Below are 21,484 nucleotides of genomic sequence, written 5' to 3' on the forward strand. Positions count from 1 at the left end.
CACCACAGTTTTTAATATGGGGACATAATGAAAATAAAACGGATTTACAACGATGCAGCGGGTAAAAGCCACTTTGGTGAAGTTGATATTGCATTAAAAGACGGCGGCCCAATTGGCATGCTTTCAGAAAAATTCGGTGCAGATAAAATTATCTTTCGAGAAACGCCAGCGGATTACGACTTTAAATGGCACCCTGCCCCTGCACGACAACTTCTTTTCATTATTAAAGGCCGAGCGGAGTTTACGGTGTCTAACGGTGAACGACACGTATTTGGTGCTGGCGACGTTTTGCTGTTAGAAGATACAGAAGGTGAAGGCCATTGCTCAAGAGCGATGTACAATGAAGTACGTCATTCAATTTTTGTGACGTTAGACGACGGCGTTTCCTTGTAGGCTTAGCTTTTTATACTTAATTTAAAAATGCGCTAATTTAGCGCATTTTTTTGATTTAGCACCAAAAAAGCGCTTTTAGTTCTTCACTCGCATATATTTCAACCCAAAACGCAAAGCTAATTACTATAAATACAAATACTTACAAAATCACACCGAGATAGACCAGTTGGTCAACAACTTGCAGTCAAGAACGCTTTCAGCCTAATTAATACTGCTTATGCTATTTGTCGAACGAGTCTACTTCCCCCTACCTCTTTCCTTATTACGTTTTTATTTAAATGTTAGGTTCAGCGAACATTCTTGTGCATTCGTCTGTGAACTCGACTCCGCTGCCAGCATGAATAAAAAAGGAAAGAAACATGTCTTCTGATCACAGCGACTTACTATACGATTTACACGATGAGCCAGCGTTTCTTCCTTCGCTTACCGCCGCATTCCAGCACTTACTGGCAAGCTTTGTTGGGGTGATCACGCCCACGCTCATTGTGACATCATCATTGGGTCTTACAGAGTTTACACCTTATCTTATCAGCATGGCCTTGTTGGTAAGCGGCCTTGGAACAGCAATTCAAACTAAACGCATTGGTCCAATAGGCAGTGGCTTAGTGGCAATTCAAGGCACTAGTTTTGCGTTCATTAGCGCATTGATATTGGCCGGAAGCAAGGTAAAAGCAAATGGAGGGACACCTGAAGATGTCTTGGCACTGTTGTTCGGCCTTACTATGGCAGGTGCTACCGTTGAGATTGTGTTTAGCTTTTTTGTGAACAAACTTAAACGCATAATTACGCCGCTTACTACCGGCATTGTGATTACCGCTATTGGCCTTAGTTTAATTAACGTAGGCATGACCGACCTCGCCGGAGGCTTTCACGCCCCTGACTTTGCCAGCACCGACAACTTAAGTGTTGGCCTTGGTGTATTACTCATTATTGTTTTTTTGAATGCGTCTAACAACGCTTGGCTTCGTTTGAGTGCGATTTTTGTCGGAATGGCCATAGGTACTATTTATATTTGGCTCACTCATGGCCTTGATTTTGGAAACCTCGCTTCTTTACCCTTAATAGCTGTCCCCACTCCATTTGCATTCGGTATTGCGTTCGATATGCAATTATTTCTACCTATCGCTCTTATCTATCTATTTAGCGCAATAGAAACCGCTGGAGATTTAACGGCAAACAGCCTTTTCTGCAAACAACCAGTAGATGGCCCAGTTTATTTATCAAGAGTAAAAGGCGGTATTTTAGGAGACGGCGTTAATTCTTTACTTGCCGGTATGCTAAACACGTTCCCAAACACCACGTTTGGTCAGAACAACGGCGTTATTCAACTAACGGGCATTGCCAGTCGAAAAGTCGGCCTGTTTGTGGCTGGTTTATTTGTTTTTATTGGTAGCTTCCCTATTGTAGGCGGTGTACTTCAAGCTATTCCAAAACCCGTATTAGGCGGTGCTACGCTAGTAATGTTTGCGATGGTCGCCGTGGGCGGCTTAAAGCTGCTTGCCACATACGCGCTAGATAGACGAAGCAGTCTTGTTACCGCCTGTGCATTAGGTATGGCGATTGGTGTGATGATGGTACCAGAAGCACTCGCCAAACTGCCTCAATGGCTTGAAAATATCTTACTTTCACCCGTAACATCTGCTGGTATTACCGCGGTAGTTCTTGACTTGTTCTTACCTGATCAAAAAATCTCAACTCGAGCAAGTAAACCTTTGAAACCTTGTCAGTATATTGCGTTCAGCAAGCCATTAACCCCTGGATTACCAAGCCTCCAAAACAAACAGGTTGCTCCTTTTCTTTTTAGTGCAAGAAACCGCTAATAATCACCGTTTGAGTGCACTCGATAGTGCACTTTTTATCATTTACATAAAAATAACAATATAAGAACAACATTATATTTTTTTATCCATATAATTCAGCAACTTAAGAGCAGGTTAAAAGTTGACCAACTGGGCAAGTAATTGGCACCTATCCTGCTAACTCTCTTGCAGAAAACACAGCGTACTAGAAATATTGCGTACATAAAGCCCAAAAAAAGGGCAATAAAAACAATGAGGAAACCATGAAAAACACTACATTCAAATTATCTCCTCTAGCAAAAGCTTTCGCGATGGCCACTGCGGTCGCTCTATCTTCGCAAGCCTTTGCTCAAGAAGAGACAGAAGTGAAGGAACGAGAAGTAGAGAAGATTCAGGTGACAGGATCGCTAGGGAGTCTTCCAGGCCAAGACGTTGAGTCTGTATTTGGCTTTGGCAAATCCATACTTGAAACGCCGCGCTCAGCATCGACTATTTCTCAAGAACAGATGGAGCGTTTCAACGTATCTGATATCGATGAACTTGTAGCGTTCGCGCCGGGTACATTTACGCAGTCGTTTTTTGGTGTTGCGGGCTCTTTGGATGTGCGCGGTACGCCGGGCGAAGTATACTTTCGTGGTGTCAGACGCTTAGATAACCCTGGAAACTACCCGACGCCTATTGGTGCATCTAGTAGTGTTGATATTGTGCGAGGACCAGCATCTCCTATTTATGGCCCTGCAAAAATCGGTGGTTATCTTAACTTCAATCCTAAGTCAGCAAAAGTTGGCAGAGGTCAATATTTAGACAGCCCAACAGGCCAATTCTCTTATACCACTGGCTCTTGGGATCGAAATGTCCTTACAGCAGAGGTTGGCGGACCTAGTAAAGTTGTTGGAAAAGATCTTGGTTATTACATTTACGCTGAATTAGAAAACTCAGACTCATTTTATCGCAATAGCGAAACTGATCAGACCGTGGTTCAGGCAGCATTTGACATGGACCTCACTGATAACCTCAGCATTGAGTTTGGTGGCATGTACCATAAATATGATGGTAACCAGAATGCTGGCTGGAACCGTGTTACACAAGATCTTATTGATAACGGCACCTATATAACGGGTGATGCCAAACCGCTTGATGCCGATGGCGATGGAAGCATTAGTCACTTTGAATACTTTGCTGCAAGCTTATTTACCGAAGTGACTGACCCACTTACTGAAGACGGCTCTAGTTTTAGTGAGGACATGGCCCTTGTAAACGTGGGGACGGCTAAACTTGGACGCGATCAAACACTTATTGCCGCTGATGATGTATTAGAAAACGAAGTTACCACGCTATATTTCGATATGATTTACTACGCTGACGCATGGGAAATCAAAAACCAGTTCTTCTATGAAAGTTATGAAAACTTAAATGAAAACGCCTACGGTTTTTCTCAATTTCACGACGCCTACGTTATCGAAGACAAGTTAGTCTTCGCCACTGAATATGAAACTAATAGCTTGTTTGCGCAATTCCAAGTCTCCCCATCAATCCGATATACAGATTTTGAAAGTGGCGACGACTTTATTAACGAATATTTTGACCGTCGTGATTTAACCGGGCCATCAACAGCGCTGGATAGACGACTACTGGCAACTAGAGCGGGTTTTGGTTACTCAAATTACGATGTGGGGAATTATCTGAATTTGGGCCTTGCAGCAATGACAGACCTTACATGGGAAAACGGGTTGAACATTGTATTAGGGGTTCGGTATGACTCAATTGATGTTGAAAGCACTACTCCTGGTGGTATCACCTTATTCGGTGGCGATGAAGATGTCAGCGCCGAAGATACAGAAGATGGTATTTCTTGGAATGCCAGTATTTCATACAAATCTGAGCTTGGTTTAATTCCTTATATTACCGTCGCTGAGCAAGCAACAATTGTAGCTGGCCAAGGAGCAAATATTGACGTTGAGGGTATTCCTGGCGGTTACTTTGATACCTCTGAACTATTTGAATATGGTGTAAAAGGCTCTTTCTTGGACGACAGCTTATACGTTGCGCTTTCAATCTACGAGCAAGAGCGCACCGACATTAATGCTCAGGCCACAGTAACAAATAACACCACATTGAATGAGGGAACTGAATTTGAGCTAAGATGGGTTGTGAATGAGCAGCTTGTTTTAACTGCGGTATATACGAACATTGAAGTAACCAATCTAACCGTTCTAGATGGCGGTGGCTTCCAGTTTGGTTTCTTTGGCGCTGAAGATTTAGTAAACGTCGATGACCCATCAGTGTTCTTCGGTGGTACACCTAACGGTAACACCGCATATGGCAACGCGTCAGCTATCAAAGCTGGTATTCCTGAAAATACATACGGCCTTACCGCTACCTATGACTTCTTAAATGGATACGCAGCGAGTGTAAGCGTTGTTAATGCCGATGAAGTGGCGTCTGGTTTCTCAGGTGCAGTAACGCTGCCTTCATATACGCTAGTGAATGCAGGTTTATCTTATCAAGCTGAAAACTGGTCGCTAAACTTAACGGTTAAGAACTTAACTGATGAACGCTATTTCCGCGCAAACTTCCCTGACTTGTTCGGCAGTCAAATTGTACTTCCAGAGTTACCGCGTCATTGGAATGCTAAGTTCACTTACGCATTCTAAGGTCACTAAAACTGATGACACTGCCGTTGATAACCTAGCGGCAGCGTCTATATAAAGTGATATCGAGACTTTCTAATAAACAGCCCAGCGCTTACGCGTTGGGCTATTTTTAAATAATCATTCATAAAGATTAACTGAGTAAGCGCAATTTACTCTAGGCTGTAACCAACTTGGTATTCAATGCGTATCTTACTTGCAACGAAACATCGTTTTGAACGATGGGCTTAGACAAAAAGTCGACCATGCCCGCATCACTGCACTTAGATTTGTCTTCTGGCGTTGTATTTGCAGTCACCGCAATTATCCGACCATTTGGGGGCAAAAGGTTTTCTTGAAGAATAGCCTTTGTTGCGTTAACGCCATCTAACACAGGCATCGCACAATCCATAAAAATCACGTCGTATTTTTTGGTGCGTGCCATTTGTACCGCAATTTCACCATTTTCCGCTTCATCGGGAACATAGTTAAACTTTTCCAGCATTGATGCCAGAACCAAGCGATTTATATCATTGTCATCAACAACCAGAATATTTAAGGGTAAATCCAATAGTTCTGGTGATAACTCAATATCTGTCTGCCCCCCTTTTTCTAGTACTGACATTTTAACCGGAATAGCAAGGTCGAAGCAGCTGCCTTTGCCTAACGTTGAGCGCACTTCTAACTCACCGCTCATCTTGTCCACAAGTTGATTAACGATGGAAAGGCCTAAGCCATTACCATTTAATTCTTCTGAAGCACATTCCGTTTCGTTCTGAAAAGGACTAAAAATGCGAGATAAAATGTCATTACTCATCCCTGTACCAGTGTCTTCAATGGAAGCGAGTAACACTGGAATTTCACCTTGCTGTTTAAGTGTGACTTGAACTGATATATAGCCTTTGGAGGTAAACTTTACGGCGTTCGATAACAAGTGTGTTATTACTTGGCTAATTCTAGCCGCGTCGCCATTAACATTGGTTTGCTCATCGAAAGACAGGACTGCATACAGCCTTACGCCTTTTTCAGCGCACTTTGTTTTGAATACATCCACAATATCTTCAATCAGTGAGCGAATACAGAAGTCACCGAAATTAAGGGAAAACTCGCTATTTATAATAGAGGTATAGTCGAGTACGTCGTTGATAAGAGCTAATAAGCGGTCGGCACTGTGAAGCGCTAAATCTGCTTTGCGAATGCGGACATTATCTTTGGTTTCAAATTTAATGGCTTGAAGCATGCCAGTTATGCCGTTTAGCGGAGTTTTCAATTCATGACTAATTCGCGAAAGCAACATTCCACGTTCTTTTGATGACTCCTCGGCCTCTCTTCTACGCTCTTCTAACTCCAGCCTCAGCTGAACCGAGTTGTTTACGTTTTGAAGGGTTCCGAATAAGCGCACACACTTACCGTGCTTCATTTCTGCCATGCCATGGGTTTCAATCCATACCGAATTGCCCTTTGCTGACACAAGCTCAAGTGTTGCGCTCCAGGGCTCTCCTGTTTCCATTGAGTTTGAAACAATGCGATTTATTTCGTTTCGGTCAAAGCCTTCTTTGTAAAAGTTAATCGCCGTATCAAGTGTTGGAATGAAATCGTCAGCCACTTCGTGAATTAAACGCGTTTGCGATGACCACATCAGCGCATTGTTGGTTAAATCGACCTCCCAGGTGCCTACATTAGCGACACTTTGGAGCTTTTCATAAAGGGCTTTTTGTTTGCTTTCTGCTTTTTCAATATGAAACTTCTCAAGCAGCACATTCAACCAATCGTCGATTAAAGCAAGTTTGTTCATATTGTTGGGCTGGTCAGGACAAGCATTGAAAAAGACTAAACACACTTGCTTTTCGTCTAGATTATGGAACCGACCACGAATGTATTTTTCAGCACTAAAATAAGTACTAAACCACTGTTTAAAGCGTGAGGAACATATTGTGCTGTTTTCAGGGAAATTCTTTTCGATTGAATCAGACGGCGAATGTAAGGGCACAGATTTGAAACTTGGTAGGTGGGCAGGCGATGCTTTAACAAGCGTATGCACCGCTTCACCGTCCACTTGAACGAGCAAACCTTGAAAAACACCAAGCGAGTCACACCCTCGCTGAACCAAACTTGTCAGCGATTTTTTAAACTGATTTTCCAGTTTTACGTTCAAATTTGAATGTTCGTCAAAATAAAGCATGGTTTGCTGCCAAAGCGAAATATCTACAAGAGAAACGACGTGTTTAGATAAATAATAGCGCGAGAATTGTACTCAGAAAATTAAACAATAGGATAGGATTTGTTTACCTAAGTTTGAACATTCTCACGTCAAAGCGCTAGCCCCAAGCTTGGTTTCGTCCTTGCTCTTTCGCTTTGAAAAGGGAGACATCAGCGTCCTCAATCATTGCAGCAACATTTTTTTCAACCACCTCTGCCGCATCCCATGCTGCGAACCCTGCGCTAATAGAAACGCTCCCATCAATGCCTTTGCTATGCGGAATTTTGGCAGTAGATACAGCATCAACCAACTGATTAGCAACAAGCTTCGTTCCTTGTTTATCGCTGAAGGGCAGAATTACTAAAAATTCTTCCCCCCCAAAACGAATAACCGCGTCTTTTGGGCGCTTAACCGTATTTGATACGATTTGTGCAACCGTTTGTAGACACGTGTCTCCGTCAAGATGCCCATAGGTATCATTAAATAGTTTGAAATAGTCGATATCGATCATAATCGCTCCGACAGTACCTTTATCTCTAGCAATCTGCCGAATTAACAATGGTATTTCTTTGGTCAGATACATGCGGTTATACAAGCCTGTAAGTTGATCGTGAAACGTCATCATTTCAAGAAACTCAGTACGCAGCTTGTTTTGAAGGTGGGTTTTAACCCGGTGCGTCAAAGTCGAAGCATTCACGGGTTTCATCACAAAATCGGAAGCCCCTACTTCCCAACACGCATTCTCACTCTTGATGTCCAGAGTGGATGTTACAAATACAACGGGGATATGCTGAGTGTCGGGGGAAGATTTTAAGGCCTGACACACTTCTAAACCATTGATGTCTGGCATGTTCATATCTAGCAGTACTAAATCAGGTAATTTTTCAGCACAACCAGCTATGGCTTCTTTGCCTGAATGTGCGGTAGAGCATTGAAAGACGGGGTCGAGAATCGACTCTAACAACAATCTACTCATTGGCTCGTCGTCAACAATTAATACGTTGCACTTGTTAAACGGCTTTATTTCTTTTTGATCCATTAGGTACTTCATTTGCCTACTACAACAAGGCAGCGCAATTAGATTAACTGGAATTAATGTTTTAGCAATATCAAAACAATAACAATGACTTGTTCAGTCTACCAGCTAAAGTTTACCAAATGTGGAGAAAAGTCCATGCTCTGCTTTTAAAAAAGGTATGGGAATATATACATAGTTATAAAGGCGGAAATGCGGAAAGCGGGATAGGTCATCGAGAGGTGGCACTACGCCACCTCAGTATCGCTTATGAATTTAGTGAAGAAGTCGCTCATCATTATAGGTCGACACATAAAATACCCTTGCCCAAGATGACAACCTAAGTCTTTGAGAGCGCTAAAATGTGCCTGAGTTTCTATACCCTCTGCTACGATTGACAGCTCGAGGCTAAGGGCCATGTTAACAATAGCGGTTACAATGTCATGTGCTTGCTGTTCTTTATCCATATCAATGACAAATGAGCGATCTATCTTAAGCACGTTAAGCGGAAACTGGCGCAAATATGATAAACTAGAGTAGCCTGTTCCAAAATCATCAAGGGCAATAGTAACGCCCAAATCAGTTAACGCATACAAGATGTCTCTAGTTTGCTCGAAGTCATGCATAAGAGCTGATTCTGTCACTTCAAGCTCTATTGATGAGGCGTCAATACCCGCTTCCTTAATTATATCCTCGACTTCATATGCAAACCCAGGGTTTGAAAGCTGCTTGGCTGCCACATTGACAGCAATTTTAAAGGTTTGCCCTTGCTTATTGCACTGAGCAACAAATTCGCAGCTTTTTTGCAAAACCTGTTTTCCAAGTTGATGTATTAACCCTGTCTCTTCAGCAAGAGGAATAAACTCGTCAGGCCCAATCACTTTGCCATTTTCATCAAACAGCCTTACTAGGCTCTCAGCACTCATAACCATTCTTTTTTCAAAATCGTACTTCGGCTGTAGGTAAATGGCTAATGTATTGTTTTCTATCGCTTGCCTTAGCTTTATTTCCATTTCTACACGGTGATGCATGGCATGCTGTAAGTCTTTTGAAAAGAAACTAAATGTGTCTTTCCCTTTGGATTTTGAGCGGTACATAGCAGAGTCGGCATGGCGCATCATTTCTTCTGCGTTGACGGCGTCTTGAGGATAAAGGCTAATCCCAATACTGAAACTAAGCTGGTGAGGAGTGCCGTCAATTTCAATGGGCTCTCTGCCCGCCCGCAAACAAGCCATGGCTATGCTATCGGCACTGTAGCCTGAACCAATGTCTGGCAATAAACAAGCAAACTCGTCTCCCCCAACACGGGCCAGTGTGGCATTCGTACCCAGAACACTTGTAAGACGTTTTGCTGTTGTTGCTATAACGTAATCACCCACCTGGTGACCAAGACTGTCGTTTAAATATTTGAAATTATCAATATCAATTAATAACAATGCGATACTTTGTTTATTGCTAAAACTGCCCGAAATAGCATTGACCAGCCGGTCGTGAAGTAAAACTCGATTTGGCAAACCAGTGAGCTGATCATGATTGGTCAAATGCGTCATTTTAACCGCCATTTCAATCGCCTCAGACACATCTTGGAAGACCATTACCGCGCCAGACAACCGGCCATTTTCATCTAGAATTGGCGAAGCACTATCTTCCACTCTAAATACTTGATTGTGTTTACTGACTAAAGTCGCGTTAAACGACATCGCCACAGGTCTCATCACTTCTAGTGCGTAAAGTGCAGGGTTTAAAAGGCGCGCGTTAGTCGATGCATCACGCAAGTTCATCACTTCATCAATTGGCGTTCCTATCGCTTCAGCTTCATTAAACCCTGTAAGCCTTTGCGCAACAGGGTTAATAAATGTCACCTCACCAGCAGCATTTATTGAAATAACGCCATCAGCGATAGAGTTCAACGTAATTGCAAGGTGCTTTTTTTCCGCTTCCAATTCAAAGTTCACACGCGCGAGCATAGACTTTTGATGCTGAATCGTAAGGTGATTTCTCGCTCTCATTCGACACAACTCAATGTCAATGGGTTTCGATATAAAATCGATGGCACCTAAAGATAACGCGATGTGCTCGTTATCTGAGTCACTATGGGATGTAATGAAGATGACGGGAATTGCTGAAGTTTCTGAGCTTGATTTAAGTTGTTTGCACACGTCAAAACCGCTCAGTTCCGGCATGCTGATGTCTAGGATGACCAAATCTGGTTGTTGTGCTTTTATTACCGAAAACGCATCCAAACTTCGCGTAACAGCCACAACTTCTGCCAAAGGCTCTATTGCACTTTCTAATAATAAAAGTGTTGTTGGCTCATCATCAATGATGACTACTTTTTGTGTCTCATTTTCCATGAGAAATACCACACTGTGTAAAAATAACAAATTAAGTATTGCTGTAGCTTTAAAAAAAAACATTATCCTTTAGTATAAGTTTAGAAAGTATGAACAAAAATCAAGCTAAGCATTTGACTTCCATGTATTTAATCAACCATAGTAATGGTTAAACCATGCGTAAGTACCGCTTTATTTAAGTAACGCTATACCTAAATGACAATGAACTCTGGTGAAAGTAATGGATGCTAAAAACCCTAACAATACTTATACAAAAGAACAGCTTTGGAACCGAGACGCTGCCATAAGCAGATTAGCGGGGAACGAAGGACTGCTCAATCGCATTGTCGATATGTTTTTATCGCAAATTGAACAAAAACAGCTTTCATTGAAGGACGCAGCTGATAGACAAGACGCTGAAGCCGTGCGGTTTAACAGCCATGCTATGAAAGGGGTATCTGGAGACGTAGGCGCAGATGCAATAAGGGAAAGGGCCTGTGCAATTGAGGCTCAGGCAAAGCAGGGGGACTTAAGCCAAATAAACGGTGATATCAGAGCACTAGACGACATCATTAATCAAACCATCTCGGTCATGCGGTATTAGTTCTCGCGCAGATGGTTTACTGTTTCACTGCCTTTAAAGTTTTCTAAACGAGCTCCAATGTTTTGACGTCACCAAAGGCCTTAACTGGCATCGCCTTTCAGTTCGTATACACGTTCGATAAACGCTTGCTTGACTTCTTCAGGTAAAAAGCTGGCTTTAAAACTATTTGCCGCCAACAAACGAATTGTATTCTCGTCGATATGCAATGATGCCTGCAGAGCCTCAAAGTTGTCATTCAAAAAGCCGCCAAAATAGGTAGGATCGTCCGAGTTGACCGTGACTAATAAACCCGCGTTCAGAAGGTCAATAATGTTGTGATCTTGCATATCATCAATCACACACAACTTTACGTTGCTCAGCGGACAAACCGTAAGTGGGATTTGCTTTTCTTTTAGATGCGCCATTAAGGCCTGGTCTTCTTGGCATCTTACGCCGTGATCAATTCGGTCTACGTCAAGCAGCTCGATTGCTTCCCAAATGTAAGATGCAGGCCCTTCTTCCCCTGCATGAGCCACAATTTTAAAACCAAGTGACTTGGCTTTTTTGAATACTCTTTCAAATTTAGACGGTGGATGCCCTAGTTCTGAGCTATCTAACCCTACCGCAGTGATATACTGATAATAAGGCTCAGCAGCTGAAAGCGTTTCGAAGGCAGCGCTTTCTGGTAGATGGCGTAAGAAAGACATAATCAGATAGCTGCTAATACCGTATTCTTCTTTGGCTTTTTCCATAGCCTTTAGAAAGCCTGGCATAAAAACGTCAAACCCAATATCTCGCTCTGTATGCGTTTGTGGGTCAAACATAATTTCAGTGTGAACAATGTTGTCTTTGTGGCATCGAGTTAAATACTCCCACATCAGGGTGAAGAAGTCCTCTTCATCTCTTAAAACACCTGCCCCTGCATAATATAAGTCCAAGAAACTCTGTAGGTCTTCAAAGTTATATGCAGCTTCTATTTCTTCCACGCTAGTGTAAGGTAATGATACACTGTGCTTGTGTGCTAGGCGCCACATGAGTTCGGGCGTTAAGCTACCTTCTATATGCAGATGCAATTCGGCCTTTGGAATGTTTTGAATTATTGATGACAGCGACATGGCCCCTCACTTATTTGCACATTAACAATGCAATGGCATTTAATTGGTGCGTAACAGTTTATCTTTAAAGCAATCTGTAAACGAGTTCTATTACTCATTTTGGTTTTGTTTGCGGTTTTTTTAGCATCATCTATGTTATCTAGTGACCGTTTGGCTGGCTTTGTGCTGCCTAGCTACTGGCATTATGTCGTACAGTGGTTGTTGATTAATCATTGTACTTAATCGTAAGTTAGCACAAAACGCACCAACAAGTTGACTAATTGGTCAGTTTATTGCTTCAACGCACAAAACACTTAATAAAAAATATAGAGAACTCTTGATGTCCAACAACGTAATTGAACGGCTTTTTAAGCTTCAGGAACACGGAACAACAATAAGAACAGAGATAATAGCAGGGCTTACAACGTTCGCAGCCATGTCCTACATACTTGTAGTGAACCCCGGTATTCTAGGGTTAAGTGGTATGCCCGTAGAGGGTTTAATTACTGTGACAGCATTAGCCGCGTGCATTGGCACACTAATGATGGCGTTGATGACCAATTATCCTATCGCACTTGCACCTGGCATGGGCTTAAATGCTTTTTTTGCGTTTACCATTTGCCTAGGCCGTGAAATTCCGTGGGAGGCAGCTCTTGGCATTGTTTTTTGGAACGGTATTCTCTTTTTAATCCTCTCACTCACTGGTGTGCGAACCAAAATTGCCGAATCTATACCTCCTTCCCTCAAAGTTGGCGTGCAATGTGGCATTGGTTTATTCATTGCGTTTATCGGCCTGAAAAATGCGGGGCTTGTGGTTGATAACCCCGCAACTTTTGTACAGCTAGGCGACCTTTCAAACCCAGCCGTTTTACTGGCGCTGTTGGGGATAATTTTTACGATCGTGCTAATGGTGAAACGTGTCACAGGTGCAATTTTAATTTCAATTATCACGCTTACTCTCATTGGCGCGTTTATCCCGACAGAAAACGGCATGTTAACCGCTGCACCTTCCGCTGTTGTCGGTATGCCTGAATCAATATCAAACACTTTTATGGCCATGGACTTTTGGTATCCCATCGATCACCTAGCCGAAACGTGGGACCTTATATTCGCCCTTATGTTCGTGAACATGTTTGATACCATTGGTACCCTAATTGGTGTTTCTCGCAAGGCCAACCTGCTCACGCCTGACGGAAAACTACCCAAGATAGGTTCAGCAATGACCGCCGATGCATCTGCCAGTATTGCTGGTGCGCTAGTAGGTACATCTCCTGTAACCAGCTATGTAGAATCGGCAACTGGTGTGTCAGCTGGAGGAAGGACTGGCCTTACCGCCATTGTCGTCTCGGTATGTTTTTTATTATCACTTTTTCTAACGCCATTAATGAAAGTTATTCCATTAATGGCAACTACGCCGGCACTTTTAATGGTGGGCATTTTAATGATGGAGTCGATTCGACAAGTCGACTTTGACGATCTAGGTGCGTTGGCGACAGCATCGGTTGCACTTATTGCGATGCCGCTAACATTTAGTATCAGCGAAGGTATTGCGCTGGGCTTTATTACTTACGTAGGTATAAAAGTAGGTACTGGTAAGTTTAAAGAGGTGACGCCCCTCACCTATGCGTTAGCTATTGTCTTCTTACTTCGCTACTTACTGGATTTAAAGTAAACACCGCAGCGTTTACAGCTAAAATACGCGCGTAATATAGTGACGCGGTGGCTTTATAAGCCACCGCGTTTTACAAGAATTAACTTAAGTTAATTTTGAGGGTTACTGTAAACCATCGTAAGAAAAGGTAACGGCTTTGTTGCCCATGAATACGATTTTAACGTGTTTGGCATCTTCATTGCCCCACGTACATGCTGTTGCACCCATTGTTTTTGCGCAGTTGTCTGCTGAGCCCAGCACCGCCTCTACTTCATCTTGTGTCATGCCCATTTCTAGCTTGTCGTAGTTTTCTTTGGTTAATTTTGAGCAACCACTAAGTGCTAATGTATTCAGTGCTAAAAATACAATCATGGCTAATTTGGCTTTCATGGTTCTGTTCCTTTGTTTAGCGAAGGCAGTATTTGTCCGCTCAGTGCGCTTGCCTGTAATTTTTACTGCAGTTTCTACTGTAAACGCTACTAACGCGGTTTGTCACTATCATCTTTTGGATGACTGTCTAACCAATGACGAGCGATTTGCTCTCGCGTGGCTAACCATACTTTATCATGCGATTTTACGTATTCGATAAAACGCTTTAACGCTGCCATGCGAGCTGGTCGGCCAATAATGCGATTGTGAAGACCGATTGACAGCATTTTTGGGGCTTCCTCGCCCTCTTCAAAAAGTACATCGAATGCATCTTTTAAGTAAGTAAAAAACTGTTCACCACTATTAAAACCTTGTGGCGTCGCAAAGCGCATATCGTTGGTATCTAGCGTGTATGGCACCATTAATAATGGTTTGCTGTAGTGACAGTCGTAGTAAGGTAAATCATCGGCGTAAGAGTCAGCGCAATATAAAATATCATCTCTTTCTGCGATTAGCTTAAGCGTGTTAGGGCTTGTTCTTCCTGTGTACCAACCCACAGGTTTTGAGCCCGTTATCTGTTCATGAAGAATAATCGCGTCATCTATTTGTTTGCGCTCTTGTTCTTCGTTCATGTCTTGGTAGTGTACCCAGCGCATGGCGTGACTGGCAATTTCCCAACCAGAGTCAATCATGGCCTTCACCGCCTCAGGATGCCTTTGCAAGGCCATGGTGACACCAAAAACAGTAACGGGAATGTCGTACTTGTTAAGTAAGCGGTGTAAACGCCAAAAACCAGCCCGGCTTCCGTATTCGTATATTGACTCCATACTAAGATGACGGTCTTGATATGCTTGAGCACCAATGATTTCTGATAAGAATATTTCTGACGATTCATCGCCATGAAGTACACAGTTTTCACCGCCTTCTTCATAGTTTAATACAAATTGGACCGCTATTTTAGCATTACCCGGCCAATTTGCATGGGGTACACGTTGGCCATAACCCACTAAATCTCTTGGATAAATTGGCTCTATCATGCTATACCTCGAAGGTTTCCGGCACAGATAGTCCGCATCCGCCTAACACAAGCTTAACCACCTGTTTAGTGGCATCTTCAAAGTCAGATTTCGTCATTTTTTTACCGCGAAGACGGGTTATTTGTGCAGAGAAATCTGCATAATGCTGCGTACTAGCCCAAATTGAGTAAAGTAAGTACTCGCCTTCTACAGGGGGAAGCTTGCCAGCTGCAATCCAGTCGTCAATGACAGCTAAGCGCCCTTTCATCCAAAGTGCGTGCTCTTCATCGAAGTAGCCACTTAAGTTTTGTGCACCATTGATGATTTCCATCGCAAAAATCTTAGATGCCATAGGATGCGTTCGCGACACTTCCATTTTTTCAGCAATATAGTTAGCAAGAACTTCTGCCGGGTCGTCTTCAACCGTCGCTTTGTCAAAACGCGAGTTCCACAGTGAAAGGGTTTCTTCCAAAACCGCAACGTATAACTCTTGTTTGGTTTTGAAATAATACAAAACGTTAGTTTTGGGAAGCCCTGCTTCATCAGCAATTTTTTGAACTGCCGTTCCTTTGAAGCCAAATTGTGCAAAACACTTTTCAGCAGCCTGGAGTATTTTTCTTCTGTTCATAGCACCAACGCCAGCGTCAGCACTTTTTACCTTTATCATTATTATTTAAATTCCTTTGCAATCTACTTTGCAAGCGCACAGGCAGAATAAATGCTGCATGCCTTAACGATAGGTTAGCATTTATTGCCGACGCGTTGCTACGTTGTTATCGATCATCCACGCCCCAAGCGGCATATTGACCTTCTCAAAACACAAGTTATGTCGTTTAAGCTAAACCTTGCACGAATCCTGCCCAAACCTTGCATAAATCTTGCTTGCATTTAATTGGGCATGCCTTAACCCAGGCAACGATGTTCACAAAAGATGTGCATCTATGAAATATTAAACTGACATAAACCCACTGATTACAACTAAAATTATGAAAAATCATGGCCTTTAATAACTTGGCCATTTTTTATAAGCAATTAATTGACCATATGGTCTACTTTTATTGCAAAAATACAGCTATATTAATGAATACATCAATGAATATAACAAGAAGGTGTGCGTATGATTCGCTTTCTAATAAATAACGATTTCGTTGAATTGAATGAAGCGAGAGCTGATCTCACCCTTCTACAGTTTATTCGAGAACATCGTAAGAAAACGGGCACAAAAGAAGGCTGTGCGGCTGGCGATTGCGGTGCATGCACTGTAGTGCTCGTTGAGCCAACGTCACCTGACAACCCTAAAAAACTTAACTATCGCACAGTGAATAGTTGCATCACTCTAATGAGCGCGGTGCACGGTAAACAATTACTATTCGTTGAACATTTAAGCGATGGTAAACACTTACACCCCGTGCAACAAGCCCTCGTTGAACATCACGGCTCTCAGTGTGGCTTTTGCACACCGGGCTTTATTATGTCTATGTTTGCCTTGTATCACAGTAATACCCAACCGAACCGCGACGAGGTGTTACACGCATTATCAGGCAACTTATGCCGCTGTACTGGCTATCGTCCTATCATTGACGCCACTTTGGCTGTATGTAAGCAGACACCACACGACCAGTTTTCAGCTAGAGAAGACGAAACGCTAGCAGCACTGATGTCGTTATCAAATGAGCGACCGTCTGGCACAGCCAACATCCATACACCCACTACACGTGAGGCGTTAAAAGCGCTCGTTAAAAAATACCCCCAGGCACAACTGGTTGCCGGAAGTACCGATTTAAGTTTGCAGTTCACGCAACAACTCAAAGAAGTGCAAACGCTCATCAGCGTAACTCACGTAGACACACTCAAACAATGCACCAAAAACAAGCATTCTCTTACTATTGGTGCAGCAGTGCCGCTCAGCGATGCTGCTCCTTTGCTTTTGAACGCTTTTCCACAAGCGGCAGAGCTAGTTACTCGCTTTGCGTCATTGCCTATTCGCAATCAAGCAACCATTGGCGGAAACGTGGCCAATGCCTCGCCAATTGGCGATATGCCACCGCTGTTGCTCGCACTAAACGCCACATTGCATTTAGATAACGGCGAAAAAGTACGAACCTTACCTATCAGTGAATTTTTTACTGGCTATCGCAAGACAGTGTTAGCCAATGATGAATGGATAAGCGCAATAGAATTACCCTTAAAGCAGCCCAATCAAACGTTAGCTGCGTATAAAATATCGAAGCGATTTGAAGACGATATTTCAGCGGTGTGTGCCGTTTTTAATGTTACGTTAGAAAATGGCAAGGTAGAGGCAATTAGAAGTGGTTTTGGAGGTGTTGCCGCCATGCCATCGACCTGCACTTCTCTAGAGAGTGTATTGAAAGGCAAGCAATTCTCTAGCAATGAGTGCCTGAATTTAGGAAAACAAGTCTTGTTTGATGCCTTTACGCCCATAGATGATGTGCGGGCTAGCGCAGCCTATCGCAAAACGGTTTTAGCTAATTTATGGCATCGCTTCTGGTTAGAAAGCCAAACAGCAAACAACATTGAAACTCGGGTGGTGCAACATGCGTAAGTTAATTGACGCCCCTTCTCCCTCACAAGCTAACGAAAAGCAAGGCGTTGTTCATGTCTCGAAGAAACATGAAAGTGCAATACGCCAAGTACAAGGTAGTGCCTACTATGTTGATGATGTAGTTGAACCTCAGGGTACGCTTTATGCCGCAGTAGGTGTAAGTGATTGTGCCAAAGGCACGATTAAGTCTATCAATCTTGACGTCGTTCGCGAAAGCGAGGGCGTGGTTGATGTTATTACCATCAACGATGTACCTGGCCATAAAGATATCGGCCCCGTTTTCGAAGGCGACCCATTGCTTGCCAATGGTGAGATAAAGTTCTTCGCACAGCCTGTATTCGCGGTGCTCGCTACCTCTGTGACGTTAGCCCGTCAAGCCGCGCTCAAAGGAAAAGTGGATGTAACTGAAGCCGCACCTATACTTTCTGCAGAAGCAGCCCACGAACAGCACGCTTTTGTACGCCCGCTCCACCGATTTGGTCAACATGCAGCGCGCGTAAACGATACATTTGCAAAGGCTACGTATAACGCATCTGGCACGTTAAGTATTGGCGGCCAAGAGCACATGTACTTAGAGGGGCAAGTGAGCCTTGCGATCCCCGATGAAGAAGATCGCATGAAAATCTATACGTCCAGTCAGCATCCAAGTGAAGTACAAAAGCTAGTAGCAGAGGTGCTTGATGTTAAACTTCACCGCGTAATGGTGGACATGCGTCGTATGGGCGGCGGTTTCGGCGGCAAGGAAACGCAGGCGGCTCAATGGGCGTGTATTGCCGCATTACTCGCTATGCGCAATAAGTGCGCGGTTAAACTTCGCTTACCACGCTTTACCGACATGCATGTTACTGGCAAACGCCACCCGTTTGAAAATGCATTTGATGTAGCTTTTGACAATACCGGTAAAATTGAAGCTACCCGCATGACAATTAACGGTATTTGCGGCCACTCTCCTGACCTGTCTGATGCTATTGTGGATAGAGCCATGTTCCATGCCGATAATAGTTACTTCCTTGGCGATAGCGACATTACTGGGCATAGGCTACAGACCAATATGGTGTCGCATACCGCATATCGCGGCTTTGGTGGTCCGCAAGGCATGATAATGGCTGAGGCCATGATAGATAAAATAGCCCGTGCCACCGGAAACGATCCACTTTCGGTGAGAAAGCGTAACTTATATGGCCCCACCACTGGCACCACCACACCCTATGGTATGGAAGTCGAACACAACTTTTTGCCTGGCATGATTACCGAGCTTGAAGACAGCGCGCAATATTGGCAGCGCAGAGAGGCTATTTCTGCATTTAACCGCGAGAGCCCAGTGATAAAAAAAGGCCTTGCATTAACCCCTGTTAAATTTGGTATTTCTTTTACCGCCAAGCATTTGAATCAAGCTGGTGCCTTGGTGCATATTTATACAGACGGCAGTATCCAGGTAAATCATGGTGGCACTGAAATGGGCCAAGGACTTCACACCAAAATAAGCCAAATTGCAGCGAATGAATTTGGTTTAGACCTAGATATGATTGAAGTGACCGCCACCCGCACAGATAAAGTACCCAATACCTCGCCGACTGCCGCGTCTAGTGGTACAGATTTAAACGGCAAAGCGGTTCAAAATGCGTGTATTACACTTAAAGCACGTTTAGCCAAATGCTACGCCAAAAGCCTCGACCTTGAAGACCGTGCAAGTGACGTTCAGTTTAGCAACCAACACGTAGTATTAGGTGAGCACAGCATTGCCTTCACCGAGCTTGTTCAGCAGGCCTATTTTGCACGAGTATCGCTATCTTCAAGCGGTTTTTATAAAACACCTAAATTGCAATATAACCGCGACACAGGCGAAGGCCGGCCATTCTTCTACTTCGCCTACGGTGTTTCAATGAGTGAAGTATCTATTGATACCCTTACTGGCGAATATACACTGGACAAAGTAGACATTATTCACGACGTGGGCGATAGCCTTAACCCGGCTATTGATATTGGCCAAATTGAAGGCGCATTTATTCAAGGTATGGGTTGGCTTACCACCGAAGATCTTAAGTGGAACGACGCGGGTAAGCTAATTAGTGAAAATATGGCAACGTATAAAATTCCGGCCATTGGCGACACTCCAAAAGCGTTTAGCGTTAAGCTATTTGGCAAAAAGAACGCAGAGGACAGCATTTACCATTCAAAAGCAGTAGGCGAACCACCGTTTATGCTAGCTATTTCAGTGTGGTGTGCCCTTAAAGATGCGATTTCTAGCTTATCTGGCTACACCGTTGATCCACAGTTAGATACACCAGCCACCCCGGAACGTGTATTAAAGGCTATTAACGCTATCGTCGCTACCCAACAAGCAGAAAGCCGAGGTGGTGTCTGATGAATTCCGCGTCGAAACCATCCTCCTTTCGCGCTAAATATTGGCATGAAGGCATAGCCGAATGCCAACAGCATAATGAAGGCTATGTGTTAGTGACAGTCGTGAATACTGCTGGCTCAACACCTCGTGAGGCGGGCAGTAAAATGGTGGTGACGGCATCGCATTGCATAGATACTATTGGTGGTGGACACCTTGAGTTTGACGCTATTGCCCGAGCGCGGGAATATCTTGCCCAAGGAACTCCATGCACCAAGCTTCACAGCTACCCATTAAGCAGCTCGTTAGGCCAATGTTGTGGTGGCGCAGTAAAAGTACTGTTTGACGTTTGTAACGTGCATCAGCAACACATTGCTATTTTTGGCGCAGGCCATGTCGCAAAAGCGTTAGTGCCTATTTTGGCTCAGTTACCCGTGCGTATTTCGTGGATAGATAGCCGCGATGACTTATTTCCAACCTCACTGCCAGCCAATGTACAAAAAATAGTAGAAGAAGAACCCGAAAGCGAAGTAAGGCACCTTGATGAAAACAGCTGGCTTATCGTACTAACTCATGATCATCAATTGGACTATCGCATTACCGAGCAAGCGTTAAAACAGCCTTCGCTGCCTTTTGTGGGCTTGATAGGCTCTGACACAAAAGCGAAACGTTTCATTACGAAGCTGAGTCAACGAGGGTTTGATGAAAATGCATTAGCGCGACTCGTAACGCCTATCGGTAATCGCGATATTCCTGGCAAACGCCCTATTGAAGTGGCTGTATCTATTTCGGCACAAATTATCGAGCGACTTCACAATAGCGACTTAGCTAAAGACGCTAAAAGAGCTAGCGAACCACTTGAACCAGAAAGCAAGATACCGGTTCAACACAATGTGCTTACCAACAATAAGGACACGAAAAGTGACGTTAAATGAGTTAAATGCGCTAAACGCTGAAGAGGCAACTTCTTGGTTTGAGCAGTGCTGCGCGGCAAAAGCGTGGGTTTATCAAATGGTGAATGCACGCCCGTTTCGCGACATGAACTCACTTATTAGCGAAACGAAAAGTGCGTGGGCTAAATGCGGTGACGATGACTACTTAGAAGCGTTTACTGCGCATCCAATGATTGGCGATGTCGATTCTCTGCGTAAAAAGTTTGCCAACACCAAAGCCATTGCCGCAGGAGAACAATCAGGGACCGCAAGTGCGTCTGAGACGGTGTTGTTCCAGTTGAAAGAAGCTAATCAGGCCTACTTAGACAAACACGGGTTTATATTTATTATTTGCGCGACAGGGCTTTCTGCGCAAACCATGCTAGAAGCATTACAAGCTCGACTTCCAAACGCTACACAGGAAGAAATTAACAATGCCGCTGCTGAGCAAATAAAGATAACCCTTTTACGTATTAACAAGGCATTGGACTAATGCCTGATTCTCAATTAAACCCTGCTGCATTTGTTTTGTCGCTTTATACAAACCGCAGTGTTAATACGAATT

At 43.6% G+C, this 21,484-nt stretch carries 16 protein-coding genes; 9 read left to right on the forward strand and 7 right to left on the reverse strand.

Translation table 11 applies throughout. The features are described 5' to 3' along the window. The first annotated feature begins 27 nt into the window (after window positions 1-27). The 3 genes from ACHUFN_RS02400 (at window position 28) to ACHUFN_RS02410 (ending at window position 4,846) form a co-directional block, all read left to right on the forward strand. Entirely contained in the window at window positions 28-393 is a 366-nt protein-coding gene (locus ACHUFN_RS02400) for an AraC family ligand binding domain-containing protein (protein WP_394220718.1), read from the forward strand. 359 nt (window positions 394-752) lie between these two features. Then, window positions 753-2,213, forward strand: coding sequence for a uracil-xanthine permease family protein (locus tag ACHUFN_RS02405; protein WP_394220719.1), 1,461 nt, complete (start codon window positions 753-755; stop codon window positions 2,211-2,213). A gap of 242 nt (window positions 2,214-2,455) precedes the next feature. Further along, on the forward strand, window positions 2,456-4,846 hold the full coding sequence (locus ACHUFN_RS02410; RefSeq protein WP_394220720.1) for a TonB-dependent siderophore receptor: 2,391 nt from the start codon (window positions 2,456-2,458) through the stop codon (window positions 4,844-4,846). A 154-nt stretch (window positions 4,847-5,000) separates the two neighbouring features. Here ACHUFN_RS02410 and ACHUFN_RS02415 read toward each other — a convergent pair whose 3' ends face one another. The 3 genes from ACHUFN_RS02415 to ACHUFN_RS02425 form a co-directional block, all read right to left on the reverse strand. Beyond that, window positions 5,001-7,004 carry a hybrid sensor histidine kinase/response regulator gene (locus tag ACHUFN_RS02415; protein ID WP_394220721.1) on the reverse strand — a complete coding sequence of 668 codons (2,004 nt, stop codon included), beginning with the start codon at window positions 7,002-7,004 and terminating at the stop codon, window positions 5,001-5,003. A 136-nt stretch (window positions 7,005-7,140) separates the two neighbouring features. Then, window positions 7,141-8,061, reverse strand: a complete 921-nt coding sequence (locus ACHUFN_RS02420; protein ID WP_394220722.1) for a diguanylate cyclase — start codon at window positions 8,059-8,061, stop codon at window positions 7,141-7,143. Between the two features lie 224 nt (window positions 8,062-8,285). After that, a complete protein-coding gene (locus tag ACHUFN_RS02425; RefSeq protein ID WP_394220723.1) occupies window positions 8,286-10,391 on the reverse strand; it encodes a two-component system response regulator in 2,106 nt (701 codons plus the stop codon). A gap of 220 nt (window positions 10,392-10,611) precedes the next feature. On the opposite strand from ACHUFN_RS02425, the gene ACHUFN_RS02430 reads away from it, so the two are divergent. Next, window positions 10,612-10,974 (forward strand): Hpt domain-containing protein, encoded by a 363-nt coding sequence (locus ACHUFN_RS02430; RefSeq protein ID WP_394220724.1) that lies wholly within the window; start codon window positions 10,612-10,614, stop codon window positions 10,972-10,974. An 80-nt stretch (window positions 10,975-11,054) separates the two neighbouring features. On the opposite strand, the gene ACHUFN_RS02435 is transcribed toward ACHUFN_RS02430, so the two are convergent. Further along, entirely contained in the window at window positions 11,055-12,068 is a 1,014-nt protein-coding gene (locus ACHUFN_RS02435; RefSeq protein ID WP_394220725.1) for an adenosine deaminase, read from the reverse strand. A 319-nt stretch (window positions 12,069-12,387) separates the two neighbouring features. Between ACHUFN_RS02435 and ACHUFN_RS02440 the strand changes: the two genes are divergently transcribed. Next, a complete protein-coding gene (locus tag ACHUFN_RS02440) occupies window positions 12,388-13,719 on the forward strand; it encodes an NCS2 family permease (protein WP_394220726.1) in 1,332 nt (443 codons plus the stop codon). 102 nt (window positions 13,720-13,821) lie between these two features. Here ACHUFN_RS02440 and ACHUFN_RS02445 read toward each other — a convergent pair whose 3' ends face one another. The 3 genes from ACHUFN_RS02445 to ACHUFN_RS02455 form a co-directional block, all read right to left on the reverse strand. Next, window positions 13,822-14,088 carry a DUF3862 domain-containing protein gene (locus ACHUFN_RS02445; protein WP_394220727.1) on the reverse strand — a complete coding sequence of 89 codons (267 nt, stop codon included), beginning with the start codon at window positions 14,086-14,088 and terminating at the stop codon, window positions 13,822-13,824. Between the two features lie 89 nt (window positions 14,089-14,177). Next, a complete protein-coding gene (gene puuE / locus ACHUFN_RS02450; protein ID WP_394220728.1) occupies window positions 14,178-15,104 on the reverse strand; it encodes an allantoinase PuuE in 927 nt (308 codons plus the stop codon). 1 nt (window position 15,105) lies between these two features. Next, window positions 15,106-15,750: a TetR/AcrR family transcriptional regulator gene (locus ACHUFN_RS02455; RefSeq protein WP_394220729.1), complete on the reverse strand. Its 645-nt coding sequence runs from the start codon at window positions 15,748-15,750 to the stop codon at window positions 15,106-15,108. Window positions 15,751-16,200: 450 nt separating this feature from the next. On the opposite strand from ACHUFN_RS02455, the gene xdhA reads away from it, so the two are divergent. The 4 genes from xdhA to uraD are packed head-to-tail and all read left to right on the forward strand — an operon-like array spanning window position 16,201 to window position 21,412. Further along, window positions 16,201-17,646, forward strand: coding sequence for a xanthine dehydrogenase small subunit (gene xdhA, locus ACHUFN_RS02460; RefSeq protein WP_394220730.1), 1,446 nt, complete (start codon window positions 16,201-16,203; stop codon window positions 17,644-17,646). Next, window positions 17,639-20,011: a xanthine dehydrogenase molybdopterin binding subunit gene (gene xdhB, locus ACHUFN_RS02465; RefSeq protein WP_394220731.1), complete on the forward strand. Its 2,373-nt coding sequence runs from the start codon at window positions 17,639-17,641 to the stop codon at window positions 20,009-20,011. The genes xdhA and xdhB overlap by 8 nt, the downstream gene beginning before the upstream one ends. Beyond that, window positions 20,011-20,922 carry a xanthine dehydrogenase accessory protein XdhC gene (gene xdhC / locus ACHUFN_RS02470; RefSeq protein WP_394220732.1) on the forward strand — a complete coding sequence of 304 codons (912 nt, stop codon included), beginning with the start codon at window positions 20,011-20,013 and terminating at the stop codon, window positions 20,920-20,922. The genes xdhB and xdhC overlap by 1 nt, the downstream gene beginning before the upstream one ends. Next, the gene (gene uraD / locus ACHUFN_RS02475) at window positions 20,909-21,412 is read left to right on the forward strand and encodes a 2-oxo-4-hydroxy-4-carboxy-5-ureidoimidazoline decarboxylase (RefSeq protein ID WP_394220733.1); all 504 of its coding nucleotides are present in this window, start codon (window positions 20,909-20,911) and stop codon (window positions 21,410-21,412) included. The genes xdhC and uraD overlap by 14 nt, the downstream gene beginning before the upstream one ends. Window positions 21,413-21,484 lie beyond the last annotated feature (72 nt).

It is taken from the genome of Alteromonas gracilis, assembly GCF_043642145.1.
In the GTDB taxonomy this organism is placed as follows: domain Bacteria; phylum Pseudomonadota; class Gammaproteobacteria; order Enterobacterales; family Alteromonadaceae; genus Alteromonas; species Alteromonas gracilis_B.

Excerpts from the sequence above, each read along its gene's own strand:
- ACHUFN_RS02420 (WP_394220722.1), bottom strand. The coding sequence starts at position 8,061 with ATGGATCAAAAAGAAATAAAGCCGTTTAACAAGTGCAACGTATTAATT.
- ACHUFN_RS02430 (WP_394220724.1), top strand. The coding sequence starts at position 10,612 with ATGGATGCTAAAAACCCTAACAATACTTATACAAAAGAACAGCTTTGG.
- ACHUFN_RS02410 (WP_394220720.1), top strand. The coding sequence starts at position 2,456 with ATGAAAAACACTACATTCAAATTATCTCCTCTAGCAAAAGCTTTCGCG.
- puuE (WP_394220728.1), bottom strand. The coding sequence starts at position 15,104 with ATGATAGAGCCAATTTATCCAAGAGATTTAGTGGGTTATGGCCAACGT.
- ACHUFN_RS02435 (WP_394220725.1), bottom strand. The coding sequence starts at position 12,068 with ATGTCGCTGTCATCAATAATTCAAAACATTCCAAAGGCCGAATTGCAT.
- ACHUFN_RS02415 (WP_394220721.1), bottom strand. The coding sequence starts at position 7,004 with ATGCTTTATTTTGACGAACATTCAAATTTGAACGTAAAACTGGAAAAT.
- ACHUFN_RS02405 (WP_394220719.1), top strand. The coding sequence starts at position 753 with ATGTCTTCTGATCACAGCGACTTACTATACGATTTACACGATGAGCCA.
- xdhC (WP_394220732.1), top strand. The coding sequence starts at position 20,011 with ATGAATTCCGCGTCGAAACCATCCTCCTTTCGCGCTAAATATTGGCAT.
- ACHUFN_RS02425 (WP_394220723.1), bottom strand. The coding sequence starts at position 10,391 with ATGGAAAATGAGACACAAAAAGTAGTCATCATTGATGATGAGCCAACA.
- ACHUFN_RS02445 (WP_394220727.1), bottom strand. The coding sequence starts at position 14,088 with ATGAAAGCCAAATTAGCCATGATTGTATTTTTAGCACTGAATACATTA.
- ACHUFN_RS02455 (WP_394220729.1), bottom strand. The coding sequence starts at position 15,750 with ATGATAAAGGTAAAAAGTGCTGACGCTGGCGTTGGTGCTATGAACAGA.
- xdhA (WP_394220730.1), top strand. The coding sequence starts at position 16,201 with ATGATTCGCTTTCTAATAAATAACGATTTCGTTGAATTGAATGAAGCG.
- xdhB (WP_394220731.1), top strand. The coding sequence starts at position 17,639 with ATGCGTAAGTTAATTGACGCCCCTTCTCCCTCACAAGCTAACGAAAAG.
- ACHUFN_RS02440 (WP_394220726.1), top strand. The coding sequence starts at position 12,388 with ATGTCCAACAACGTAATTGAACGGCTTTTTAAGCTTCAGGAACACGGA.
- ACHUFN_RS02400 (WP_394220718.1), top strand. The coding sequence starts at position 28 with ATGAAAATAAAACGGATTTACAACGATGCAGCGGGTAAAAGCCACTTT.